The following is a 22282-nucleotide window of genomic DNA, read 5'->3' as shown; positions in this document are numbered from 1 at the left end:
GGTGCGAACACCCGAAGCTTCTTGAGGTGAAGACCGATCGAGCGGAGAAGTGCGAGGTTCGGCGTCCGCCACGGCTTCACCAGCGTACGGTCGGCGGCTCGCCTACCGCAACGTTTTTCAGGTGCCGCTCGGCGCCTTTTCCAGCACCGTGACGATGGCGTCGAAGCTTTCCGCCGACGCATCACCCAGGGCGCGCGCGAGCGGCACCTGCAGCTTGGAAGCCGCCACGTAGAGCGGCACGAGGTGCGGCGCCGCGCGCGAGAGCATCTCGAGATGCCGGCCCACGCCCGCCGCGTCCCCGCGCCGCACCGGCCCCGTGAGCGCCGCCGGCAAACCCATCGTTTCCACGTTGTCCGCGACGCTTCGAAGGAGCGGGCCCAGCATCGCCGCCGCCGTGTCCGCCGGCACGCCTGCGCGTCCGAGCAGATCCACCCCGCCCGCGGCGAGCGCCGCGGCCCCGTTTGCCACGAGCCCGGCCGCCGCGTGGTAGAGCACGCGATCGAGCCCGGGGATGGTCCGCGGCGTCATCCCGAGCTTCCGCCCGATCGCCGATGCGGCCCGCACGGCGCGCGCGTCTCCGTCCACGTGGAGCTGCCCGCGCGTGAGCGACGGCGTCACCTCCGGCGACGCGAACGAGATCATCGGGTGCATCTGCGCGACCGCGACGTTCTCGCTCCGAAGCGGCGCGAGCGGCTCCGGGCCGAGCGCGCCCGCGCAGTGCACCACCACCGTCTTTTTGTGCCCCAACAATCCCGCGTCCCGGATCCTCTCCGCGAGCGGCTGGAGCTCCCGATCCCGCACCGCGAGGATCACGAACGGCGCGTCGATGCGCCGCGAAGGCAGCCCTCTCCGTTGCGGGCGCAGCGTCACCACGTAGCCCGCGCTGCGCAGCGCCCGCGCGAGGCCCGCGCCGACCTTGCCCGCGCCCAGGATGAACACGTGGTTCTTCTCGGCCATCAGCTCCTCCGGTAGAGCCCGCGCTCGGCCGCGTACGCGAGCACCTCGCGCGGCACGAGTGTCTCCACGCGCTCGATCTCGCCGCAGCCGATCGCGTCGCGCACCTCGGTGCTCGAGATCTTCGGCAGCATCGGCTCCGGCGCGCCTTCCGTCGTCACGCCCGCGCGGCCCACGAAGAGCGGCGGCGCGATCTCCGCGATCCGATCGAAGCGGTGCCACTTCGTGAGGTCCGCGATCACGTCGGCGCCGAGCAAGAGGCGCATCGACCAGTCCGGGTGCTCTGCCGCGAGATGCTCGAGCGTCCGCAACGTGAGGCTCTCGCCGCCGAGCTCGCGCTCCACGGTGGAGACGCGGACGCGCGGGATCCAGGCGAACGCGAGCTCGCACATCGCGAGGCGATCCTCGAACGGCGCGAGCTCCTTGGCGAACGGGTGCCTGTAGACGGGCACCACGAGCACCTCGTCCACGGGCTCCGTCGACAGCACGTACACCGCTGCGAGCACGTGCGCGACGTGCGGCGGGTTGAAGCTCCCTCCGAACACGGCGACCCGATGCCGCGGCGCGGCCGCGGGCGCCTCCGGCTCATCCGCTGCTCTTGCCATCCTGCACCCGCATCTTGATGCCGGGCAGGCTTGGCCCTCCGCCCAGCATGTCCTCTGCGGTGACCGCCCCGCTCGCGTTCCGGATCTCCACGCGCACCCCGCCCGACTCCGCCTCTTCGAGCAGGGCCATGCCTCCGCCCGGCGTCCCGATCGGCCCCGGCGAGAGGAACATTCGCGAGCCGATCCGCTTCATCGTCGGCTCCTGGCTCCGCCCGAACACGAGCAAGCTCGCGGCCGCGATGTCGTCCTGATCGAGGATCGCCTTGTCGTAGACGAACACCGCCACGCGCCCGTCGATGAGCTCGATCGATCGGAGCTGGCGGTTCGGGATGCTCGTCAGCACGCGGAGGCGCGACCGCGCGCGCTCGGCCGCGACGTAGGCGTCGATCGCCTCCGGCGTCGCGCGCGCGCATCGCACGGCGGCGCGGGCGAAGAGGACGTCCTCGCTCGGGTTCGCGTCGACGAGCCGGTACGCCCAGGCCTTCGCCACGAGATCGAGCGCGCCGTCGTCAGACAGGTAGATGATCTTGTCGACCTGGACCTCGTCCAGCAGGAGCTGCGCCGCCCGTGCAAGCGCGGGCAGATCTCTGTTGGCCGGTCCGAGGATGCCTAGGCGCATCGGTTCGAGAGGGTAGATCAGGCGCGCGTTCTCGTGGACGTTTGTTTGCGGGGGCCGCCCCCGAGTTTGCCGTGCTATAGGGCCCTGGCCCATGTTCCGGCGTACGCGGGCCTTCCGAGATCCGATCACGATCCACCTCGACGGCTCGCCGGTGCGGGCCGAGCGGGGCGAGCCGCTCGCTGCCTCGCTCCTCGCCGAGGACAAGTTCATCCTGGCGCGGAGCCCCAAGCTCCACCGCCCGCGCAGCGCGAGCTGCTTCCGGGGCGGGTGCGACGGCTGCCTCATGCGCGTCGACGGCACGCCGAACGTGATGACGTGCCTTCACGCGACTCGGGGAGAAGAAGAGGTCGAGGCCCAGAACGTCATCGGCTCACGCCAGGCCGACCTTCTGCGCGTGACGGACTGGTTCTTCCCGAAGGGCATCGACCATCACCACTTCATGGCCGGCGTCCCTGCGCTCGGAACCATCATGCAGACGATGGCCCGCAAGATCGCGGGCCTCGGACGGATGCCCTCGGAGATCGAGGCGCCGCGTCCCGCGCGCGTGCTCGAAGCCGACGTCGTGGTCGTCGGCGCGGGCCTCGCGGGCCTCGTCGTCGCGCAAAAGCTCGGCGCCGCGGGCGCGCGGGTCGTGGTCGTCGACGATGGCCTCTCGCTCGGCGGCTCGCTCCTCGCCCTCCCTGATCACGCGCCGCTGCTCGAATCGATCCGCGCGACCGGCGAGCTCGTCTTTTCGCGGGCCACGGCGGCCGGCGTCTACCTTGGGGATCTCCTCGTCGCTGCGGAAGAAGGCGCCGTCGTGGTGCGCGCGCCTGCCAAGGTCTTCGCGACGGGCGTGCACGACGGCGTATCGGCGTTCCCGGGCAACGATCTTCCGGGGGTCTTCTCGGCGCGCGCGCTCTGCCTCCTTCATGCGTACGGCATCGAGCCCGACGGCCCCGTCGTCGTCGCGGGCGAAGGATTCTGGGCAGACGAGCTCGCGCGGCGGCTCGGCGATCGTGCGGTGCGCGCGGCGGCTTCGGCGATCGCGGGGGTCGAGGGCACGGGGCAGGTGAAGCGTGTTCTCTTGCGTGAGCGCGCCGAAGAGGAGCGCCGCATCGATGCGGAAATCCTCGCCCTTGCGCTGCCTGGCGCACCTGCGTTCGAGCTCGCGGCGCAGGCGGGAGCCGAGGTTCGTTTCGATCCGGCGCGCGGCTACGCGGTCGCGTGTGAGGAAGACGGCACGGCGGGCGAAGGCATCTGGGCCGTCGGCGAGTGCACTGGCATCGACTTCGATCCCGACGTGATCACGGCTGCCGCCGAGCGCTGCGCCGCCGCGATCACCCGTCGATGATCGTATCGAACAGCCCCACGCCGCCGGCGGTGAACACCGTTCCGAACACGCCCATCAGCGCCAAGTAATCGAAGAGCTCGCTCGTCTCCGCGCCGCCGAAGAGCTCACGTGTGCCGGCCACGGCGGCGAGCAACGTCGGCGCGAGCAACGGAAAAAACACGCTCGCGAGCACGAGATCCCTCGCCCGCGTGCGCACCGTCATCGCGCCGAACAGCGTCCCCACCGCGGCGATCCCCGGCGTCGCGAACAGCGCGATCAAGACGAGCCCCGGCGCCATCCGGATCAGATCGACGGAGAAGAGCAGCGCGCTCACGGGGACCACGATCGCCTCCACGAGCCCCACGAAGATCGCCACGCTCACGGCCTTCCCCGCGAAGATCGCGCCACGCGACACGGGCAACACGAGCAAACCCGCGAGCGCGTTCTCCTCGCGCTCGCGTTGCCACGTCCGCCCGACGGCGAGCACCGACGCGAACGCGACGGAGACCCAGATCACCCCGGGTGCCACGCCTTCCGTTGCTTCCTGTCCTGCGAAGAACGCGAGGGACGCGATGACGGCGACGAGCACGGCGAAGAACCCGCTCGTGGTCACGATCTCGCCCGTGGACAGCTCGATGGCGAGGTCCTTGCCGGCGATGAGCGCTGCTTGCTTCAGGAATCGTTTCACGTGCGAGCTCAGAGGCCGACGGTATACACGCGCTCGCCGAGCGTGAGCACGCCGAGGCCGACAATCGAACCGAAAAATGCTACAGCGCGGGCGCCATGGCACAAGGCAAGCCTCGCGTTCGATTCGCTCCCTCTCCGACGGGCTACCTCCACATCGGCGGGGTCCGGACCGCGCTCTTCAACTGGCTCTGGGCGCGCAAGACCGGCGGCACGTTCGTCCTGCGCATCGAGGACACCGACCAGGAGCGGAGCACACCGGAGAACGAAGCGATCATCCTGCGCGAGCTGCGCTGGCTCGGCCTCGGCTGGGACGAGGGCCCCGAAGTAGGCGGCGAGCACGGCCCGTACCGGCAGATGGAGCGGCTCCCGATCTACCAGGAGTTCGTGGAGAAGCTCATCAAGGCGGGCGCGGCCTATCGTTGTTATTGCACGAAGGAAGAGCTCGACGCCCAGCGCGAGGCGCTTCGAGCCCGCGATCCGAAGGCCCAGTTCCGCTACCCCGGCACCTGCCGCGACCGCACGGGCCCGGCACCCGATCGCCCGTTCGTCATTCGATTCCGCGCGCCGAGCTCGGGCTCCGTCACCTACCGAGATCTCGTCTTCGGCGAGGTCGTCACGCCGAACAACACGCAGCAAGACGCCGTGCTCATGCGTTCGGACGGCGTCCCGCTCTACAACCTCGGCGCGGTCGTCGACGACATCACCATGGGCATCACGCTCGTGGCGCGCGGCCGTGATCACATGATCAATACGCCGCCGCAGATCTTGCTCTATCAGGCGTTCGGCGCGGAGACACCGCAGTTCGCGCACCTGCCGATGATGCTCGCGCCCGACGGCCAGAAGCTCTCGAAGCGGCACGGCGCGGTCTCCGTCGGCGAGTACCGCGAGCGCGGCATCCCCGCGGTCGGCCTGCTCAACTACCTCGTCCGTTTCGGCTGGTCCTTCGGCGACGAGGAGATCTTCACGATGCAGGACCTCGCCCAGAAGTTCAGCTGGGAGAACTGCAGCAAGGCCGACGGCAAGTTCGACGCGAAGAAGCTCGCGGCGATCGCGTTCGAGCACCTCAAGTCCCCCACGCTCACGCCCGACGACGCGTACCTCGACGCCACGCTTCCGTTCCTCGAAAAACGCGGTCTTTCGGGCTTTGATCGCGAAGCCGTCCGCGCGGTCCTCCCGCTCATCCGCGAGCGCGCGCAGACGTACGCCGACGCGGCCGACGCGCTCGACTACTTCTTCCGCGATCTGCCCGTCTACGACGAGAAGGCCGTGAAGAAATTCCTCGTCGCGGACAAGGCGCCGCACCTTCGGGCCGTGCGGGATCTCTTCACGTCGATCGACGATTTCTCCGCGAAGAACCTGGAGGCGCGGTTCGGCGAGCTCCTCGCCGAGAAGAAGCTCGAGATCAAGGACGTGGCGCAGCCCGTTCGTGTCGCGGTCAGCGGCCGGACGGCGACGCCGGGGCTCTTCGACGTCCTCGCGCTCATCGGCAAGCCGCGCGTCCTCGCGCGCCTCGATCACGCGCTCTCCTTGATCGCTGCATCGTCCGGGGCGAGCTGAGCCGCGATGTTCGATCTCGCCTCGACGCTCCTCGCCGCGGCGGCGGGCCCGACGGGCGCGCGCGCCGCGCCGACGCTCTTCGAGACGGCGACCAAGGCCCTCTTCCCCGTCGCCGCGTACCTCGCGCTCGCGCCCGTCCTCTGGTTCTTCTTCCGCGGCACCTGGCGCGAGCTCGACGTCGCGGCGCACGAGCACCAGCGAAAAACCCTCGCTTCGGGCTCGTACGATTATCGCCCCGCGGTGCTCTTCGTGACCACCGCGCTCGTGCTCACGCTCCAGGAATACTATGGCGGCCGTGATTTCTATGAAAATCACCTGAAGCCATTCCTGCGCGAGCTCGAAAAGCAGGGCGGATTCGGCGTCGATCTCCGCAAGTGGAACGAGCTCTACGGCTACGGCTGGTGGGCTTTTACTCGCGTGTTTGGTTACGTCGCGGTCCCGATGATCATCTGGAAGATCTGCTTCCGGAAGGACAGCCTGCTCGACATGGGCTTACGGGTCCGCGGCTTCTTGAAGCACGCGTGGATCTACGGGCTTTGCCTTGCGGTCGTGGTCCCGGCGGTCGTGATCGTCTCGCGGGCCCCCGATTTCGGCACGTATTACCCGTTCTACAAGCAATGCTCCCGCTCGTGGTTCGACCTCGCGATGTGGGAGATGATGTATTTCGCGCAGTTCTTCGCGCTCGAGGTCTTCTTCCGGGGCTTCTGGCTCTCGGGCCTGCGCACGACGCTCGGCTCCGGGGCGATCTTCGCGATGTGCGTGCCATATTGCATGATCCATTATGGCAAGCCTTACCTCGAAGCGGCCGGCGCCGTGGTCGCGGGCATTGCGCTCGGCTCGCTGGCGATGCGCACGAAGAGCATCTACTCGGGCTTCCTCGTGCACGTGACGGTGGCGCTGCTCATGGATTTGCTGGCGCTCTCCCACCGAAACGCGCTGCCCACGTCGCTCTGGGGGCCCTGAGCCCCGGCCCGCACGGTTCGCGGGAAGCTTCTGCCCACCTCGTCGGTTCGGCCCCTGATGCCGCCGCCCGATCGTGTGCTATCCTGGCCTCGCTTGGCCGCTTCTTCGTTCACCTCCGCCCGCTCTGTCCTCGGCCTCCTCGGCCTCGGGGCGGCGCTGCTCGTCGTTCCGGGCCACGCGCGCGCCGATATTTACACCTACACCGACGCGCAAGGAAACGTGCACGTCACGAGTCAGCCCGTCCAAGCTGGAAAATCGGGCGGAAAGATGGATCGGATCTCGAGCGGGGACGGCACGAAATCGCGCAAGAAGGCCGCCCAGCTTTTCACGGTGTCGATGCCGAGCGACCGGTCGCCGGAGCGTTTTGGACGGTACGACTCGTGGATCCGTGAAGGCGCGCGTCTTTATCGCCTCCCCGAGGAGCTGATTCGCGCGGTCATCAAGTGCGAGAGCGACTTCGATCCGCGCGCGGTCTCGCCCACGGGCGCGCAGGGCCTGATGCAGCTCATGCCGGCGACGGCGCTGCGAATGCAGGTGCGTGACGCCTTCGATCCTCGCGAAAACATCCTCGGCGGCTCGCGTTATCTGCGCGTGCTCGCGAACATGTTCAACGGCGATCTCGAGCTTACGGTGGCGGGATACAATGCGGGCGAAAATGCCGTGATGAAGTACCAGGGCATCCCGCCGTACGAAGAGACGCAAGGGTACGTCGGGTGCGTGGTCGGCCATTACCGCAGCTTCAAGGCCCTCAACGGTGAGGGGCTCCGGTCGGCCCGCTAGGCGGGCCTTCCTCTGCCCCCCACACCCCCCGCCTGTTCAAGCGGGGAGCGGATGCAACGCAGCGCAGCAATCGGGAGGCATCACCCGTCCCTGGAGACCCCGGGGCCGCCCCTGTGCTAAGATCGGCCCTTCCTGCGGGTTGCACGGACGCCCGATTGTTCTATATGGCGCTCGTCAGCCGGGCGAGCCCGAGGGCCGCCGTCAATCACCCGCTTGGGGGCGAACCATGACTGCCCAAAGCCTCGTCGAGCTCAGCAAACGCACCTACGAAATCGTCCCGCTCAAGCCCCCCGTCGATCCGGCGAGGCTCGAGTACAAGAACTTCAAGGAAGCGCCGGACTGGCGGAGGATTCCCGCCTATGCCGACGTCACCGAGGAGCAATTCCTCGATCACCGCTGGCAGTCGAAGAAATCGATCACCCGGCCCGACAAGCTGCTCGAAGCCCTGCGTGATCTCGTCTCCGAGGACTTCATCAAGGACGCGACCGAGGGCTTTGCCCGCGCGCCGATGAGCGTGCGCGTCTCGCCGTACCTGCTTTCACTCATCGACTGGAACGACCCCTATCGGGATCCGCTGCGCACCCAGTTCATCCCGCTGAAATCGCGCTTTTTGCCGGATCACCCGAAGCTCGGGCTCGACTCGCTGCACGAGCGCGCGGACGCGCCGGTCCCAGGGCTCACGCACCGCTACGCCGACAAGGCCCTCTTCCTCCCGCTCGATACCTGCCCGGTCTACTGCCGCTTCTGCACGCGCAGTTATGCGGTCGGCATCGACACCGAGGAGGTCGAGAAGACCCACTTCAAGGTCGACGAGGATCGCTGGCGGGCCGCGTACACGTACATCTCCTCGCGGCCCGAGCTCGAAGACATCGTGGTCTCGGGCGGCGACGCGTACAACCTGCGCCCCGAGCAGATTCGCTCGATTGGCGAGACGCTGCTCGGCATGTCGAACATCCGGCGCATCCGTCTCGCCACGAAGGGCCCAGCCGTGATGCCGCAGAAGATCCTGACGGACAACGAGTGGATCGACGCGGTCACGTACATCGCCGACCTCGGCCGGAAGCTGCACAAGGAGGTCGCGGTCCACACGCACTTCAACAACCCGAACGAGATCACGGGCATCACGCGCGACGCGATGCAGAAGCTCTTCGAGCGTGGGATCCGTGTGCGCAACCAGAGCGTGCTCATCCGCGGCGTGAACGACGATCCGGAGACGATGAAGCTCCTCGTCAAGCGCCTCGGCCACCTCAACGTGCAGCCCTATTACGTGTACGTGCACGACCTCGTGAAGGGCGCCGAGGACCTGCGCACGACCGTGGCCACAGGCGAGCTCATCGAGAAGCACGTGCGTGGATCGACCGCAGGCTTCAACACGCCGACCGTCGTCGTCGACGCCCCCGGCGGCGGCGGCAAGCGGGACGTGCACTCGTACGAGTTCTACGATCGCACCACAGGCATCAGCATCTTCGAGGCCCCGAGCGTCAAGCCCGGCCAGAAGTACCTCTACTTCGATCCGATCGATCGCCTCCCGGACGAGGGCCGCGCCCGCTGGGCCGACCCTCGCGAGCATCAGGCGATGATCGACGAGGCGATGCGCGCGATTTCCTGAAGCCGCGTCGCTGGGGCTTCGCCCCAGGCCCGACCAGGGGCTGTCCGCCCCTGGACCCGGACCAGCCAGGGGCTGGACCCAGGGTCGATGAACTGCGCGATGCGCAGTTCATCGAACAGGTCGAGGCAAGACCAGCGACGACCCTGAAAGCCAAGACAGCCGCGCTGCCATTTCGACTGGCAACGCTGTTCCTGATCTTGCCACCGGCTCGTGGAAGAAACGCGCATCGCGCGGTTCTTCCAACTCGAGTCCAGGGCTTGCCCTGGTTCGGGGCGAGGGGCGAACAGCCCCCGCGGGGCCCGGGGCCGCGCCCCGGCTCCACGCTTCACGACGAGCGGCTCTTCTTCACCTTTGGTCGATCCTCGGGATCGGCCTCGTAGTTCGCCACTGCTTGCTCGAGCTCTCGCTTCACGCGCGTCACGAGATCGGCTGGCTCGAGCACGCGTGCTGTCTCGCCGAAGCCGAGGACCCACGACGTCAGCTCCGTCATGTCGCCGATGTCGAGCGAGAGCCGCACGCCCCCGCCTTGCAGCTCCTCGATCACCTGCGACGGGTGCACCTTTCGGGTCCGTACGAAGTCGGCGACCTTTGCGCTGAAGTCGATCACCACGTGCGTCGACGCGCCGCCCGACCAGATGCCGAACGTGCCCTGGAAGTAGTCTTCGACCCGGAAATCTGCGGGCAAATCGAAGCGCTCCGTCGTCGCGCACTCGGTGTCGCGCATGCGGTCGAGCAAGAACGTGCGGATCTCGCCGCGCCCGGCGTGCAGACCGACGCAGTAGATCGCGTCCTTGTAGAGCACCATCGCGTACGGGTGGATGACGACCTTGTCTTCGCGCCCGTCCTTCGCGCGGCGATACCGGCACGAGAGCGGCCGCAGATCGGCGACTGCCTGGAAGAGATCGTCGAGCGCCTCCGTGTGTGCTGCGTAGTCCTTCGGCGCGAACGGCAGGTAGAGGAAGCGCTCTTCGAGACGCGCGTCGGCCACGCCTGCGTTTGGACCGCGGCCGGGGCGGCGCGCGACGCCGAGGAGCTGCTGCGCTGCGAGGTCGATCTCTTCGTAGAGCGTCGAGCCGCGCATCGGCTCGAACAGGCGCCGCGCGGCGAGCAGCGCGTAGGCCTGCGTCCGGCGGACCTCGACGCGCCGGGGCGCTTCGCCGGGGGCGAGACGCCAGAGACGCGTCCCGCCGGGCTTGCTCGTGGTCGAGACGAGGTCGAGATCGCGCCGCACCTCCGCGAGGTAGCGGCGCATCGATCGCGGCGTCACGTCGAGCTCGCGGGCGAGCTCGTAGATCGTCAGGCCCTTTGGGTGCCGCTGCAAAAGCGCGCGCAGCGTGTCGAGGCGCCGGTGCTGCGTGAAGGGCCCCTTGGGCCGGCCGCGCGGGCGCGTGGATGACGCGGACGATGCGCCTTGCGGGCTCGCTTGCGGCGCTCTTGCTTCGGACGCTGCGGCGCGGCCTGCGCTGGCGAGCGAGGCGGGCGCGGCGCGGCGCGCGGAGGAGAGGGCATCGCGTCCAGTGCTCGAAGTGCTGGATCCCACGGTATGAATCTTCGTGTATCGCAACGCGCGCCTGCGGGAAAGCGCGTTCGTGGCCGCGCCTGACGGGCTTCGCCTGCTCGGGCGTCTTTGGGCGCTCCTCCGGGTTCGTCCTGGTGCGCGGCTCGGGGATCGGGCCCGGGGGCGCGCGTGTCCACGTCGAATGCTTGACTGCCTGCGCGACCGTGCGCGGCGGCCTTCTTCTGAAATTGGGAACATCGCGCCTTGCTGGATCGCGCGCATGCGTGCGACCATGGAGCGTTGGCGCGCGTGCGTGCTCTGCAGCTCCTCCGCGACCCCGGGGGAGATGCGGGACCCGCCTGACCGGGCCAGCGGGGACAGGACACGATGTTCACCAGGGTTCGTACACTTCTTGGGCAGCGCTCGGTACAGGGGAAGGTCGGGGCGATCGTCGGCCTCGCCGCCACGCTCGCCGCCGTGCGCCCGGCGCTCGCGGAGCCGGCGGCGTGTTTGTCCTTCGATCCTGCGGCGTGGCCGGCGCCGTCGAAGCCCTACTTCATGGTGATGTTCGACACCTCGGGTTCGATGACGGACCCGGTCGGGTCGAACAATTCGTGCGGCTACGTGAATGATCGCCTCGGTCATGGTCGCTGCGCGATAAAAAATACCTTCCAGGCGTTCGCGGGGCAGGCGAATTTCGGGCTCGCGACCTTCGCCAAGGTCCAAAAGGGCTGCGACGCCGCGTGTACGCCTGCGCTCTGCCTTCACAGCGACTTCCCCGGCAACGCGGACAAAGCGGGCTGCGGCCCGGAGCCCGGGACGTGCGGCAGCCCGCCCGTGGCCCAGCCGAACTCCGGCTGCCGCGACGGCGCGAACATCGTCGTCCCGCTGCTCATCGACAACTATTACAGCCCGCCGCCGAACCCCTCGAACATCGGCGAGCTCCTCAAGTGGGTCGACAACGACTGCTCGGATCAGAAGGAGCTCTTTGCGCAGGGCAACACGCCGCTGAACGGCATGCTGCGCAGCGCCTACCGGTACTTCTCCGAGGGCTGGGCGAGCCCCGTGGTCGCGGGCCTCGTGCACCCCTCGCCGCTCGGGACTCTCGCGCAGGGTGAGCGGCCCTGTCGCTCGGTCAACGTCATCCTCGTGACCGACGGCGGCGAGAACTGCGACACCGTCGACGACGCGAAGGACGCCGCGGCGGATCTGCTCACAGGCTTCACGAAGAGCGGCATTACCTGGAGCATCAAGACGCACGTCATCGACTTCGGCCAGGTCGGCTCGCAAGCCGACCAGATCGCGGCCTCCGGCGGCACGGGCGCGGCGCAGGACGCGGCGAACGAGGCCTCGCTCAGCCTGGCCTTCGCGAACATCATCGCCGGCGCGATCAAGCCCGAGAGCTGCAACAACGCCGACGACAACTGCAACGGCTGCACCGACGAGGGCTTCGTCCACTACTGCAACAAGGGACAGACGTGCTGCGCCTGGTCCACGCCGGCCCAGCGCGCGACCTGCCTCACGAACTACAAGGCCACGATCTCCACGGCCGATCCCGACGGCGATCTCACGCTGCTCCCCTGTACGACGGCGGCCCAGCAGCAGGATCCGGCGAACTGGCTCTGCTTCAACCCGAAGGAGACCTGCGACAACGTCGACAACAACTGCGATCCCGAGACTACGATCGACGGCGACCCGCAGAACACGGTCGACGAAGGCGTCTTCAAGTGCGGCAACCCCTTGCACTGCCCCACCACCGAGACGTGCAACGGCCAGGACGACGACTGCGACGGCCTCACCGACGAGGGCCTCGGCGCCTCCTGCACGTGCAAGCCCTCGCCCGAGGTCTGCGACGGCTGCGACAACGACTGTGACGGCGTCGCGGACAACGGCATCCCCGCGATCCCCTGCGGCCTCACGACCCCCCTGAACTGCGCGGGCACGCTCTCGTGCAAGCCGCCGCAGAACGTGCCCATCGGGACGTGCGCCCCGAGCGGCGGGTACAACACCTGCCAGAACAACCCGATGACCGAGACGTGCGACGGCGTCGACAACGACTGCGACGGCACGATCGACGACGGCGTCGCGGCGACCGAGTGCGTGCCCGTGGGCACACCGTCGAACCTGAACTACGGCCCGAACAGCCAGTGCAAGAAGGGCACGCAGCCCTGTGGATCGAGCGTCTGCGCGGGCTTCGTGGGGCCGAGCGCCGAGCTCTGCGACGGCATCGACAACGACTGCGACGGAACCGTCGACGAGAGCCCCTTCGGCGTCGGCACGCCGTGCGGCGTGAATCAGCCGCCGTGCACGACGGGCCTGACGGCCTGCGTCAACGGCGCGCTCGTCTGCCAGGGCGGAACGCAGCCCCAGGCCGAGGTCTGCGACGGCGCGGACAACGATTGCGACGGCACGATCGACGAGACGCCGCTCGCGGACGCGCCGGCCGCCGGCATGAACGGATGCTGGACGAACCCCGGCAACTGCTGCACGTTCGGGAACCTGCAATGGTGCCCGCCGCCGGGCGGTTCCTGCAATGGCACGGGCATGCTCACGGCGCCCTGCAACACCGGCAAGCTCGTCTGCCAGGGCCTGCAGAAGTGGGTGTGCGCGACGCCGAAGGCCCCCGAGCCCGAGGCGTGCGACGGCCTCGACAACGATTGCAATGGCGTGGTCGACGACGGGAACATCGCCCAGGTTGGCGATCCCTGCGGGAGCGACACGGGCGAATGCCAGATCGGCGCGCTCGCGTGCAGCGCCGGCGTGCTCGATTGCATGGGTGACATCGGCCCCACGAAGGAGCTCTGCGACGGCAAGGACAACGACTGCGACGGCACGATCGACAACGGTATCGTGGCCGGCGAAGTGTGCACCGTCATGTACGACAAGACGCTTTACCCCGGCGATCGCAGCGCGGCGCCGTGCCAGCCGGGCGTCTTGCAATGCGACGGGCAGGGCGGCGGGAGCTGCGCGGGCGGCATCGGCCCCTCGCCCGAGGTCTGCGACGGCCTCGACAACGATTGCGACGGCAAGGTCGACGAGAGCGGCCCCGCGCCGGATGGCATCGACGGCTCGGCGAACCCCGCCCCGCCGCCGGCCGTGAACATCGGCGATCCTTGCGGCCTCAACGTCGGCGTCTGCGCCGAGGGCACGTATGGCTGCGTCAATGGCCAGCTCACGTGCATCGGCGGCATGGAGGCCACGAACGAGGCCTGCGATTGCCTCGACAACGACTGCGACGGCACGACCGACGAGCAGGATCCGGGCAAGCCGAAGGTCTGCAGCACGGGCAAGGAGTGCGTGAAGAGCGGCAATTCGTGCGCGTGCGCCTCGCCTTGCAAGGGCGGCGAGTTCCCCTGCCCGCCCGGCCAGAAGTGCGAGAACGTCACAAAGAGCGAGACCGGCGAGTCGCTCGATTTCTATTGCGTCCCCGACAACTGCGGCGATTGCTCGGTGAAGACGGTCAAGGACGCGGCCGGCAACGTGATCTGCGCGCCTGCCGACACGCCGGCCGACGCGAATTGCAACAAGCCGCCCGTGTGCGTCTGCAAAGGCCAGGCGGGCTGCAAGGATCCTTGCGATGGCGTGAGCTGCCCGAGTGGCCAGGTCTGCGCGAATTTCGGGGCGAACCTCGGCAAGTGCGTGGTGGACACCTGCTACAACGTGCCTTGCCTCGGCTGCAACAAGGCGTGCAACCTCGGCTCCTGCGTGGACAACCCCTGCGTGCCCGGCGCTTGCCAGCCCGACGAGGTTTGCAAGCCGAGCGCCGATTTCACCTCGTTCTCGTGCGTCCCGACCTGCGCGGACGTCGATTGCGCGGCGGGCACGACCTGCAAAGACGGCGCGTGCGTCCCGACCTGCGATCCGGCGTGCGACGGGGGCGAGACCTGCGACATGGGCCAAACCCCGCCGGTCTGCGTGCAAAACAAGTGCGCCGGGGCCTGCTCGAACGGCGGCTGCTGCGACCCGCTCACGGGCGCGTGCGGCAACTGCCCGTGCGAGGGCGTCCTTTGCCCGAGCGGGCAGGTTTGTCACGGCGGCGAGTGCGTCGATCCCATGGGCGGCACGGGCTCGGGCTCGGGCTCGGGCGCGGGCGGCGCGGGCGGCGGGGGCGGCGCGGGCGGCATGGCTGGCGCGGGTCCCGGCGCGGGCGGCTCTGCGGGTGCGCCCGACAAGGGCGTCTGGGGCCTCGCGACGGGCGGCGGCGGATGCGCTTGCTCCGCGGCCGGCGATACGCGCTCCTCGACTGGCTGGCTCGCGCTCCTCGGCTTGCCCCTGGCCTTCCTTCGCCGGCGTCGTTCGGGACGCGACGCGAAGGCTGCGTAATTCCCCAATCGAATCACTCACGGCCGCGGCGGGGCTCGGTCTCGCCGCGGATCGCCATTGTGTCAGCCCGCGGGCGTAGACGAGCCGAGGGGCCGTAGCTCACGGCGCCGACGAAGACCCCACGCCGGTTCGGCGCAGAGAACGAGCTTACTTCCTGCATCGTCGAGCCGAACCGCCAGCCCTTCGACACCCGCTTCCCCCGGGGCTGCGCCTCCGCCCCACACGGAGCCCGCCTCGGGGCATCACGCGGCCTATCCTGCCGAAATCACGACGGAAAACGCCCTCTATTCCGTCCCGATCAAGAGAGTTTACGCCTCGCACGAACTCTTGTAGGGTGAACGAGCATCATCTTCCCGGCTCTCGGGATCAGACGGAGCATCGTCCGATCGCCCGGTGCCGGGCGTGATGGAAACCCGTACGTCGAGGCAAACTCCTTTTGCAAAATTCGCGTTCGTCCCGTTCCTACTTTCCTTCGGCTGACACGCGTCGCTGCATGACGTGGTCGGGCCGGGGCTGGATCACGAGAACATGAACAGGACCCTCTTCTCCCGTGGCATTGGCCGTCGCAAGCTTGGTATCGCGCCGGTCCTCACTGGTGCGGCCCTCGTGGCCGCCGCGTCGCTCACGGCGCCGCTCGCCTCCGCAGAGGAGCCTGCGTGCCTGAGCGCGGATCCGAAGGACTGGCCTTCGTCCGCGAAGCCGTACTTCATGATCCTCTTCGACACCTCCGGGTCGATGACGGGAGGCGCTCCGAGCAGCGCGAATCCGTTGCCCGACTCGTGCGGCTTCGGGTCGACCCGCATCAGCCACGCGAAGTGCGCCCTGCGGAAGATGTTTTTCGCGTTCGGCGGGCAGGTGAACTTCGGGCTCGCCGGGTTCTCGCGCGGCTTTGTCACCAGCGGTTGCACCGCAGCTTGCGGGGCGACCGGCACCGGCGGGTGCATCTGGCAGAGTTACACCGGCGGAGGCAACCCCTCCGGCGGCTGCGGCCTCGAGCCGACCTCGCAGGCGAACTCCGAGGATCGACGCGGCGCCGAGATCCTCGTCCCGATGCAGCGCGACAACTTCTACGCGCCGCCGCTCGAGCCTTCGAATGTCCCGGAGCTGCTCAAGTGGGTCGACAACGACTGTTCGCTGCACCCGACGTGGCCGATCAGCTACGAGCTCTGGCCGTCAGGTGAGACGCCGCTGAACGGCATCCTGCGCGACGCCTACCGGTACCTCTCGACTTCCTGGGCCAGGCCCATCAGCGGCGACCCGAGTTTCGACTCACCGATCGCCCAGTCCGGCGAGCGCGGCTGCCGCACGATCAACACGATCCTCATCACGGACGGCCTCGAGACGTGTGACAACCCGGCCGACGCGGTCGACGCGGCTGGCGATCTGCTCGCGGGCTTCGATCGTGGCGGGATCCACTGGTCGGTCAAGACACACGTCATCGACTTCGGTACCTCGTCTGCGGCAAACGCCGCGCTCGCGGCGGCCGGCGGCACGGGGACGTCGACGCCAGCGACGAACGAGACGCAGCTCTCGCAGGCGCTCTCGAACATCATCGCCGCTGCCGTCAAGCCCGAGACCTGCGACAACGCCGATAACAACTGCAACGGCTGCACGGACGAGGGCTTCGCCCATTACTGCAACCAGGGGCAGACGTGCTGCTCGTGGTCGACGGCCGCCCAGCGCGCGACGTGCATGTCGACGTACCAGAGCACGATCACCCCGGCGAACCCGGGCGGCGACCTGACGAAGCTACCCTGCACGACGCCCACGCAGGCGACCCAGCCGACCACCTGGCTCTGCTACAACCCCAAGGAGAGCTGCGACAACGTCGACAACAACTGCGATCCCGGGCCCGCGTTCGACGGCGATGCGGCGAACACCATCGACGAGAACGTGACGAAGTGCGGCAACCCGGCGCATTGCCCGAAGCCGGAGACCTGCAACAGCCAGGACGACGACTGCGACGGGCAAACCGACGAGGGCGGCATCTGCGTCGTGCCGTGTGTTCCCTCGCCGGAGATCTGCGACGGCTGCGACAACGACTGCGACGGCATCGCGGACAACGGCGCGCCGAACGCCTCGTGTGGCCTCCCGAGCCCGAATAACTGCGTCGGCACGCTGACGTGCAAGGCGGCGCAGAACGTGCCACAGCCGGGCGCTTGCGTGGCGAACGGCGGGTTCAACGCCTGCACGAACAACCCGCAGATCGAGACCTGCGACGGCCAGGACAACGATTGCGACGGCACGGTCGACGACGGCGTGCCGCCCGCGCAGTGCGTGCCCGTCGGCACGCCGTCGAACCTGAACTACGGCGCGAACAGCCAATGCAAGCGGGGCACGCAGCCCTGCAATGGCACGTGCCAGGGCTTCATCGGGCCGAGCGCGGAGATCTGCGACGGCATCGACAACGATTGCGACGGCGTGGTCGACGAGAGCCCGTTCGGCGTCGGCACGCCTTGCGGCGCCAACCAGCCGCCGTGCACGACCGGCCTCACGGCCTGCGTCAACGGCGCGCTCGTCTGCCAGGGCGGCGTGCAGCCCGGACCCGAGGTCTGCGACGGCACGGACAACGATTGCGACGGCTCGATCGACGAGACGCCGCTCGCGGACGCGCCGACCGGCGCCAACAATGGCTGCTGGACCGAGCCGGGCCAGTGCTGCACGTTCGGCAACCTGAAATGGTGCCCGCCGGCCGGCGCGACCTGCACGGGAACGGGCACGCTCACGGCGCCGTGCAACACCGGCAAGCTCGTCTGTCAGGGCGCGCAGAAGTGGGTCTGCTCGAATCCGAAGGCCCCGAGCCCGGAGGTCTGCGACGGCCTCGACAACAACTGCAATGGCATGCTCGACGACGGCAACCTGCCGCAGGTCGGCACGACGTGCGGCACCGATCAGGGCGAATGCGCGACGGGTACGCTCGCCTGCAATGCCGGCGTGCTCGATTGCGCGAACGACGTCGGCCCGGTGTCCGAGATCTGCGACGGCAAGGACAACGATTGCGACGGCGTGAACGACAACGGCATCCCCTCGGGCGGCCCGTGCGTTCCGACGTACGACACGGCGCTTTATCCGGGCGATCGCAGCGCCTCGCCGTGCACCCCGGGTGAGTTCCTCTGCAATGGCGCGGCCGGCGTGGAGTGCCTCGGCGGCGTCTCGCCACAGCCCGAGCTCTGCGACGGCATCGACAACGACTGCGACGGCACGGTGGACGAGAGCGGCCCCGGGCCGGACGGCGTCGACGGCTCGATGAACCCGCAGCCCACGCCGGTCGGCAGCATCGGCCAGGCGTGCGGCGTGGAGACGGGCGAGTGCAAGCAGGGCACGTTCGCCTGCGTGAACGGCGGGTTCGTCTGCACGGGCGAGATCACGCCGGTCCTCGAGGTCTGCGATTGCAACGACAACGACTGCGACGGACAGAGCGACAACCCCAACAACGGCATCCCGCTGTGCAGCACCGGCAAGGAGTGCGTGAAGGGGAGCGCGGGCGTGTGCCAGTGCGCGAGCGCGTGCAACCCCGGCAAAGAGTATCCGTGCCCGCCCGGCCAGCAATGCCAGCAGGTGACGGAGAGCTCGACGGGCGAGAATCTCGGCTTCTTCTGCGTGTCGGAGCCCTGCGTCGATTGCGAGCTGAAGACGGTCAAGGACGCGAACGGTAACGTGCTCTGCGCGCCCGCCGATACGCCGGCCGACGCGAATTGCGCCAAGCCGCCCGTGTGCGTCTGCAAGGGCCAGGCGGGCTGCAAGGATCCGTGCGACGGCGTGAGCTGCGGCGCGGGTGAGGTCTGCACGGCGTACGGGCCGAAGGCTGGCCAGTGCGTGGTGGACAACTGCTACAACGTGCCTTGCAACGGCTGCAACAAGGTCTGCAACCTCGGCTCGTGCATCGACAACCCGTGCCAGCCGGAGAGCTGCCCGGCCGATCAGATCTGCAAGCCGAGCGCCGATTACACCACGTTCACGTGCGTCTCGACCTGCGCGAACGTGGATTGCCCGTCGGGCCAGGTCTGCCAGGGCGGCACGTGCGTGGCCGCCTGCAGCCCGAATTGCGGACCCGATCAATACTGCGACATCACGCAGACCCCGCCCGCCTGCGTCCAGAACCAGTGCGCCGGCCCCTGCGCGAGCGGCGGCTGCTGCAATCCGGTGACGGGCGCCTGCGGCAATTGCCCCTGCGAGGGCGTCGTTTGCCCCGAAGGGCAGGTTTGTCAGAACGATTGCCCGCCGGGCGTCGCTTGCAGCCGCGGTGAATGCGTCGAGCCCATGGGCGGCCCGGGTTCCACCTCGAGCTCGAGCGGCTCGGGCGGCGCGGGTGGTGACGGCGGCGCGGCCGGCGCTGGCCCCGGCACGGGCGGTTCGGCCGGCGCTGGCGACAGTGGCGTGTGGGGCCTCGCGACGGGCGGCGGCGGTTGCGCTTGCTCCGCGGCCGGCGACACGCGCTCTTCGGCCGGGTGGCTCGCGCTCCTCGGTTTGCCCTTGGCCTTCCTCCGCCGGCGTCGGTCGGCGCGCAACGTGGAGGTTGCGTGATGAGCTTCTCTTCCAAACTCGGATGGCTCGCGGCCGCGGCGGGGCTCGCCCTCGCCGCGGGCTCCGCGGGATGCACCACGCAGGCATTCTGCTTCGACGATTGCGATAGCGGCTCGTCCACCGGCACCTCCAGTTCCTCCGGCACCGGCGGTACGGGCGGTGAAGGTGGATGCCTCTTCGGCTGCGGCGGCACGGGCGGCACGGCCGGCGAGGGCGGCGCGGGCGGCAGCGGCGGCTGCGTGCCGTCCGACAGCGGCGTCGAGGAGTGCAACGGCAAGGACGACGACTGCAATGGCAAGGTCGACGACCTTCCGGACTGGAGCACGCCCGAGGCCTGCGGCACCTGCGCCAACAATTGCTATCAGGTCCTGCTCAACACGGACCCCGACACGATCGCCTGCACCCCGAGCGCGGATCCGGGCAATACCGACGGTACCTGCACCGGCAATTGCGCGGTCGATTACTACGATCTCGATCCGAGCGCGCCGGGCTGCGAGTATTACTGCGTCTCCGGCGGCGCCGACGACTCGCTCTGCAACAACAAGGACGACGACTGCGACGGCATCAAGGACGAGGACGTCGACCTCTGCACCAGCACCACCGATTGCGGCAAGTGCGGGCGCACCTGCGTCGTCCTCCACGGCACGCCGGCCTGCACCAGCAGCGCCGAGCCCGGGCAGGCTTGCAACGACGGCAACACGCAATGCGTGATCCAGTCGTGTGAGCCTGGGTTCTATGATCTCGACGGCTCGTATGCCACGGGCTGCGAGTACCAGTGCAACATCACGAACGGCGGCGTCGAGATCTGCGGAGACAGCCTCGACAACGATTGCGACGGCAAGATCGACGACGCCGACGATCTCTCGGGTGACATGCAGCTCGGCCAGGATTGCTATGGCGATCCCAACGGCGAATGCGCGACGCCCGCGCACCTCGGCAAGACCATCTGCCAGGGCCACAAGGTCGTCTGCGCCGGGCCCAACGTCCTCGTCGAGAACCAGAACCCCGAGCTCTGCAACAGCCTCGACGACGATTGCGACGGCATCGTCGACGACAGCCCCACCGACGCCGGCAAGGCCTGCGGCGTCAGCAACATCTTCCCCTGCGCCTTCGGCACCCAGCAATGCCAGAACGGCGCGCTCGTCTGCGTCGGCAACATCGATCCCAAGCCGGAGATGTGCGACGGCGAGGACAACGATTGCGACGGCACGATCGACAAGACCAACGGCAGCCCGCCCCCGGACGCCGTCGGCGCTTGTGACGTCCCGCCGAACCCGCCCGCGGGCGCGACCACGCCTTGCAAGGCCGGCACGAAGGCCTGCGTCGGCGGCGCCATCGTGTGCCAGAACTCCGTCAAGCCGGCCGCAGGCGTGCAGGACGGCTGCAACATCGACGCGAACTGCGACGGCGCGCTGACGAACCAGCCCGACAAGCAGACCGACGTCAACAACTGCGGCATGTGTGGCAAGAGCTGCTACACGGGCGCGGTCCACTCCACGTGGTCCTGCGCCGCCGGCGCTTGCCAGTTCAAGGGCTGCGAGCCGGGGTATTACGATCTCAACAACGATCAGAAGTGCGAGTACGACTGCGACTTCATCTCGGCGCAGGAGACTTGCAACGGCCTCGACGACGATTGCGACGGCCAGATCGACGAGAACGTCATCGCCCCCTTGCCCACCCAGGTCTGCGGCGTCAGCCCCTCCGCCACCAAGGCCGAGTGCACCACCGGAGTCAACGTCGCCTGCGTGATGGGCGCCTGGAAGTGCACCTTCCCCGCCACCGTCTGCACCGGGGCCGCCCCGAACTACTGCACCGGCACCCCCGAGCTCTGCGACAACTACGACAACGATTGCGACGGCGTCCAGAACGAGAACGTCGCCAACTGGAACAAGCCCTGCAACTCCGACGACGCTCTGCCCCCGCCCGGACACGGCGCCTGCCGCACGCAGGGGAAGTACGAGTGCGACGGCACCACGGCCGTCAAATGCAGCGCCACGCCGGCGAACTGCGCCAGTTTGCCCGGCGGTTGCGAAGAGAAGTGCGACGGCCTCGACAACGATTGCGACGGCGCTGCCGACGAGCCCTACAGCAAGAAGGGCAGCAATGCCGCGTATTACGTCAAGCCGGCGGTCACGAAGCTCGGAGCGCAGAACAAGTGGATCATGACGTTCGAGGCCAGCCGCCCGAACGCCACCGCCGTCGTCCCCGGCACCGGCAATGGCTTCTGGACCAGCGCTCCCACGGGATCCACGCTCGACAAGACCCCGGCTTGCTCGGTCCAGGGGAAGATCCCCTGGTTCAACGTCACCCCGCGTGAGGTCGAGGACGTCTGCGCCGCGGCCGGCGGCACCGTCTGCAGCACGGCCGATTGGCAGGCCGCCGCGCGTACCCCCGCGCCGGATGCTTGCCTCTGGGGCTACGCGCCGCTCTCCGCGTGCAAGACCGGGTTCGTGGCGAACGTGAAGTACTGCAACCTCGGCTTCTCGTACGACTTCTCCCCGGATGTCGGCACGCAAAACGGTCTGCTCGTCACCGGCGACACGGTCAACCTGAAGAACTGCTGGGTCGATTGGACCGGACAAACCAATCCCCAGGTCTACGACATGACCGGTAACCTCCGCGAGATCACGAAGTCCGCGACGAACACGTATCCGCTGCTCGGCGGCGCCTTCAACACCCAGGCCGAGTCCGGCGCCCAGTCGGACTTCACCTTCTACACCGTCGATCAGAACTTCCAGTTCTTCGACACCGGCTTCCGCTGCTGCTTCGCTGCGAACCCGGGCTGAAGGACCCTCCAACGAAAAAGCCCACGCTCCCGAAACCCGGGACGCGTGGGCTTTTTCATTCGAGG

The 22282-nt window shown here is 68.5% G+C and carries 13 protein-coding genes; 8 read left to right on the top strand and 5 right to left on the bottom strand.

Annotated elements, in window-relative coordinates; all coding sequences use genetic code 11:
- Positions 1 to 117 precede the first annotated feature (117 nt).
- Genes KEG38_RS37915 through KEG38_RS37905 form a run of 3 tightly spaced genes read right to left on the bottom strand, consistent with a single transcriptional unit; the run spans position 118 to position 2178 of the window.
- Positions 118 to 957: a DUF2520 domain-containing protein gene (locus KEG38_RS37915; protein ID WP_272425315.1), complete on the bottom strand. Its 840-nt coding sequence runs from the start codon at positions 955 to 957 to the stop codon at positions 118 to 120.
- Entirely contained in the window at positions 957 to 1559 is a 603-nt protein-coding gene (nadD, locus tag KEG38_RS37910; RefSeq protein ID WP_272425314.1) for a nicotinate (nicotinamide) nucleotide adenylyltransferase, read from the bottom strand. The genes KEG38_RS37915 and nadD overlap by 1 nt, the downstream gene beginning before the upstream one ends.
- Positions 1540 to 2178 carry a hypothetical protein gene (locus tag KEG38_RS37905; RefSeq protein WP_272425313.1) on the bottom strand — a complete coding sequence of 213 codons (639 nt, stop codon included), beginning with the start codon at positions 2176 to 2178 and terminating at the stop codon, positions 1540 to 1542. Before KEG38_RS37905 ends, nadD begins: the two co-directional genes overlap by 20 nt.
- 91 nt (positions 2179 to 2269) lie before the next feature.
- Between KEG38_RS37905 and KEG38_RS37900 the strand changes: the two genes are divergently transcribed.
- Positions 2270 to 3511: a 2Fe-2S iron-sulfur cluster-binding protein gene (locus KEG38_RS37900; protein ID WP_272425312.1), complete on the top strand. Its 1242-nt coding sequence runs from the start codon at positions 2270 to 2272 to the stop codon at positions 3509 to 3511.
- On the opposite strand, the gene KEG38_RS37895 is transcribed toward KEG38_RS37900, so the two are convergent.
- Entirely contained in the window at positions 3498 to 4178 is a 681-nt protein-coding gene (locus KEG38_RS37895) for a heme exporter protein CcmB (protein WP_272425311.1), read from the bottom strand. The two genes, KEG38_RS37900 and KEG38_RS37895, sit on opposite strands and share 14 nt — an antisense overlap.
- A 95-nt stretch (positions 4179 to 4273) precedes the next feature.
- Between KEG38_RS37895 and gltX the strand changes: the two genes are divergently transcribed.
- The 4 genes from gltX to KEG38_RS37875 all read left to right on the top strand — a co-directional run bounded on the left by gltX (position 4274) and on the right by KEG38_RS37875 (position 9086).
- Positions 4274 to 5734 carry a glutamate--tRNA ligase gene (gene gltX, locus KEG38_RS37890; RefSeq protein WP_272425310.1) on the top strand — a complete coding sequence of 487 codons (1461 nt, stop codon included), beginning with the start codon at positions 4274 to 4276 and terminating at the stop codon, positions 5732 to 5734.
- 6 nt (positions 5735 to 5740) lie between these two features.
- Positions 5741 to 6697 (top strand): CPBP family glutamic-type intramembrane protease, encoded by a 957-nt coding sequence (locus KEG38_RS37885; protein WP_272425309.1) that lies wholly within the window; start codon positions 5741 to 5743, stop codon positions 6695 to 6697.
- 93 nt (positions 6698 to 6790) lie between these two features.
- A complete protein-coding gene (locus tag KEG38_RS37880) occupies positions 6791 to 7477 on the top strand; it encodes a lytic transglycosylase domain-containing protein (RefSeq protein WP_272425308.1) in 687 nt (228 codons plus the stop codon).
- A gap of 226 nt (positions 7478 to 7703) precedes the next feature.
- Positions 7704 to 9086 carry a KamA family radical SAM protein gene (locus tag KEG38_RS37875; protein WP_272425307.1) on the top strand — a complete coding sequence of 461 codons (1383 nt, stop codon included), beginning with the start codon at positions 7704 to 7706 and terminating at the stop codon, positions 9084 to 9086.
- Between the two features lie 325 nt (positions 9087 to 9411).
- Here the strand turns inward: KEG38_RS37875 and KEG38_RS37870 are convergent, their stop codons facing one another.
- A complete protein-coding gene (locus KEG38_RS37870) occupies positions 9412 to 10626 on the bottom strand; it encodes a helix-turn-helix transcriptional regulator (RefSeq protein WP_272425306.1) in 1215 nt (404 codons plus the stop codon).
- Positions 10627 to 10971: 345 nt separating this feature from the next.
- Between KEG38_RS37870 and KEG38_RS37865 the strand changes: the two genes are divergently transcribed.
- The 3 genes from KEG38_RS37865 (at position 10972) to KEG38_RS37855 (ending at position 22217) form a co-directional block, all read left to right on the top strand.
- Entirely contained in the window at positions 10972 to 14907 is a 3936-nt protein-coding gene (locus tag KEG38_RS37865) for a MopE-related protein (RefSeq protein WP_272425305.1), read from the top strand.
- A gap of 528 nt (positions 14908 to 15435) precedes the next feature.
- Entirely contained in the window at positions 15436 to 19431 is a 3996-nt protein-coding gene (locus KEG38_RS37860) for a MopE-related protein (RefSeq protein WP_272425304.1), read from the top strand.
- Complete coding sequence (locus KEG38_RS37855) at positions 19431 to 22217, top strand: MopE-related protein (RefSeq protein WP_272425303.1); 2787 nt, start codon at positions 19431 to 19433, stop codon at positions 22215 to 22217. The genes KEG38_RS37860 and KEG38_RS37855 overlap by 1 nt, the downstream gene beginning before the upstream one ends.
- The last annotated feature ends 65 nt before the right edge of the window (positions 22218 to 22282 follow it).

This window comes from Polyangium jinanense, assembly GCF_028435265.1.
Taxonomy (GTDB): Bacteria; Myxococcota_A; Polyangia; order Polyangiales; family Polyangiaceae; genus Polyangium; species Polyangium jinanense.
This window is presented reverse-complemented; position numbering and strand designations above follow the sequence as displayed.

Excerpts from the sequence above, each read along its gene's own strand:
- KEG38_RS37915 (WP_272425315.1), bottom strand. The coding sequence starts at position 957 with ATGGCCGAGAAGAACCACGTGTTCATCCTGGGCGCGGGCAAGGTCGGC.
- KEG38_RS37875 (WP_272425307.1), top strand. The coding sequence starts at position 7,704 with ATGACTGCCCAAAGCCTCGTCGAGCTCAGCAAACGCACCTACGAAATC.
- KEG38_RS37905 (WP_272425313.1), bottom strand. The coding sequence starts at position 2,178 with ATGCGCCTAGGCATCCTCGGACCGGCCAACAGAGATCTGCCCGCGCTT.
- KEG38_RS37855 (WP_272425303.1), top strand. The coding sequence starts at position 19,431 with ATGAGCTTCTCTTCCAAACTCGGATGGCTCGCGGCCGCGGCGGGGCTC.
- KEG38_RS37860 (WP_272425304.1), top strand. The coding sequence starts at position 15,436 with ATGAACAGGACCCTCTTCTCCCGTGGCATTGGCCGTCGCAAGCTTGGT.
- KEG38_RS37865 (WP_272425305.1), top strand. The coding sequence starts at position 10,972 with ATGTTCACCAGGGTTCGTACACTTCTTGGGCAGCGCTCGGTACAGGGG.
- KEG38_RS37885 (WP_272425309.1), top strand. The coding sequence starts at position 5,741 with ATGTTCGATCTCGCCTCGACGCTCCTCGCCGCGGCGGCGGGCCCGACG.
- nadD (WP_272425314.1), bottom strand. The coding sequence starts at position 1,559 with ATGGCAAGAGCAGCGGATGAGCCGGAGGCGCCCGCGGCCGCGCCGCGG.
- gltX (WP_272425310.1), top strand. The coding sequence starts at position 4,274 with ATGGCACAAGGCAAGCCTCGCGTTCGATTCGCTCCCTCTCCGACGGGC.
- KEG38_RS37900 (WP_272425312.1), top strand. The coding sequence starts at position 2,270 with ATGTTCCGGCGTACGCGGGCCTTCCGAGATCCGATCACGATCCACCTC.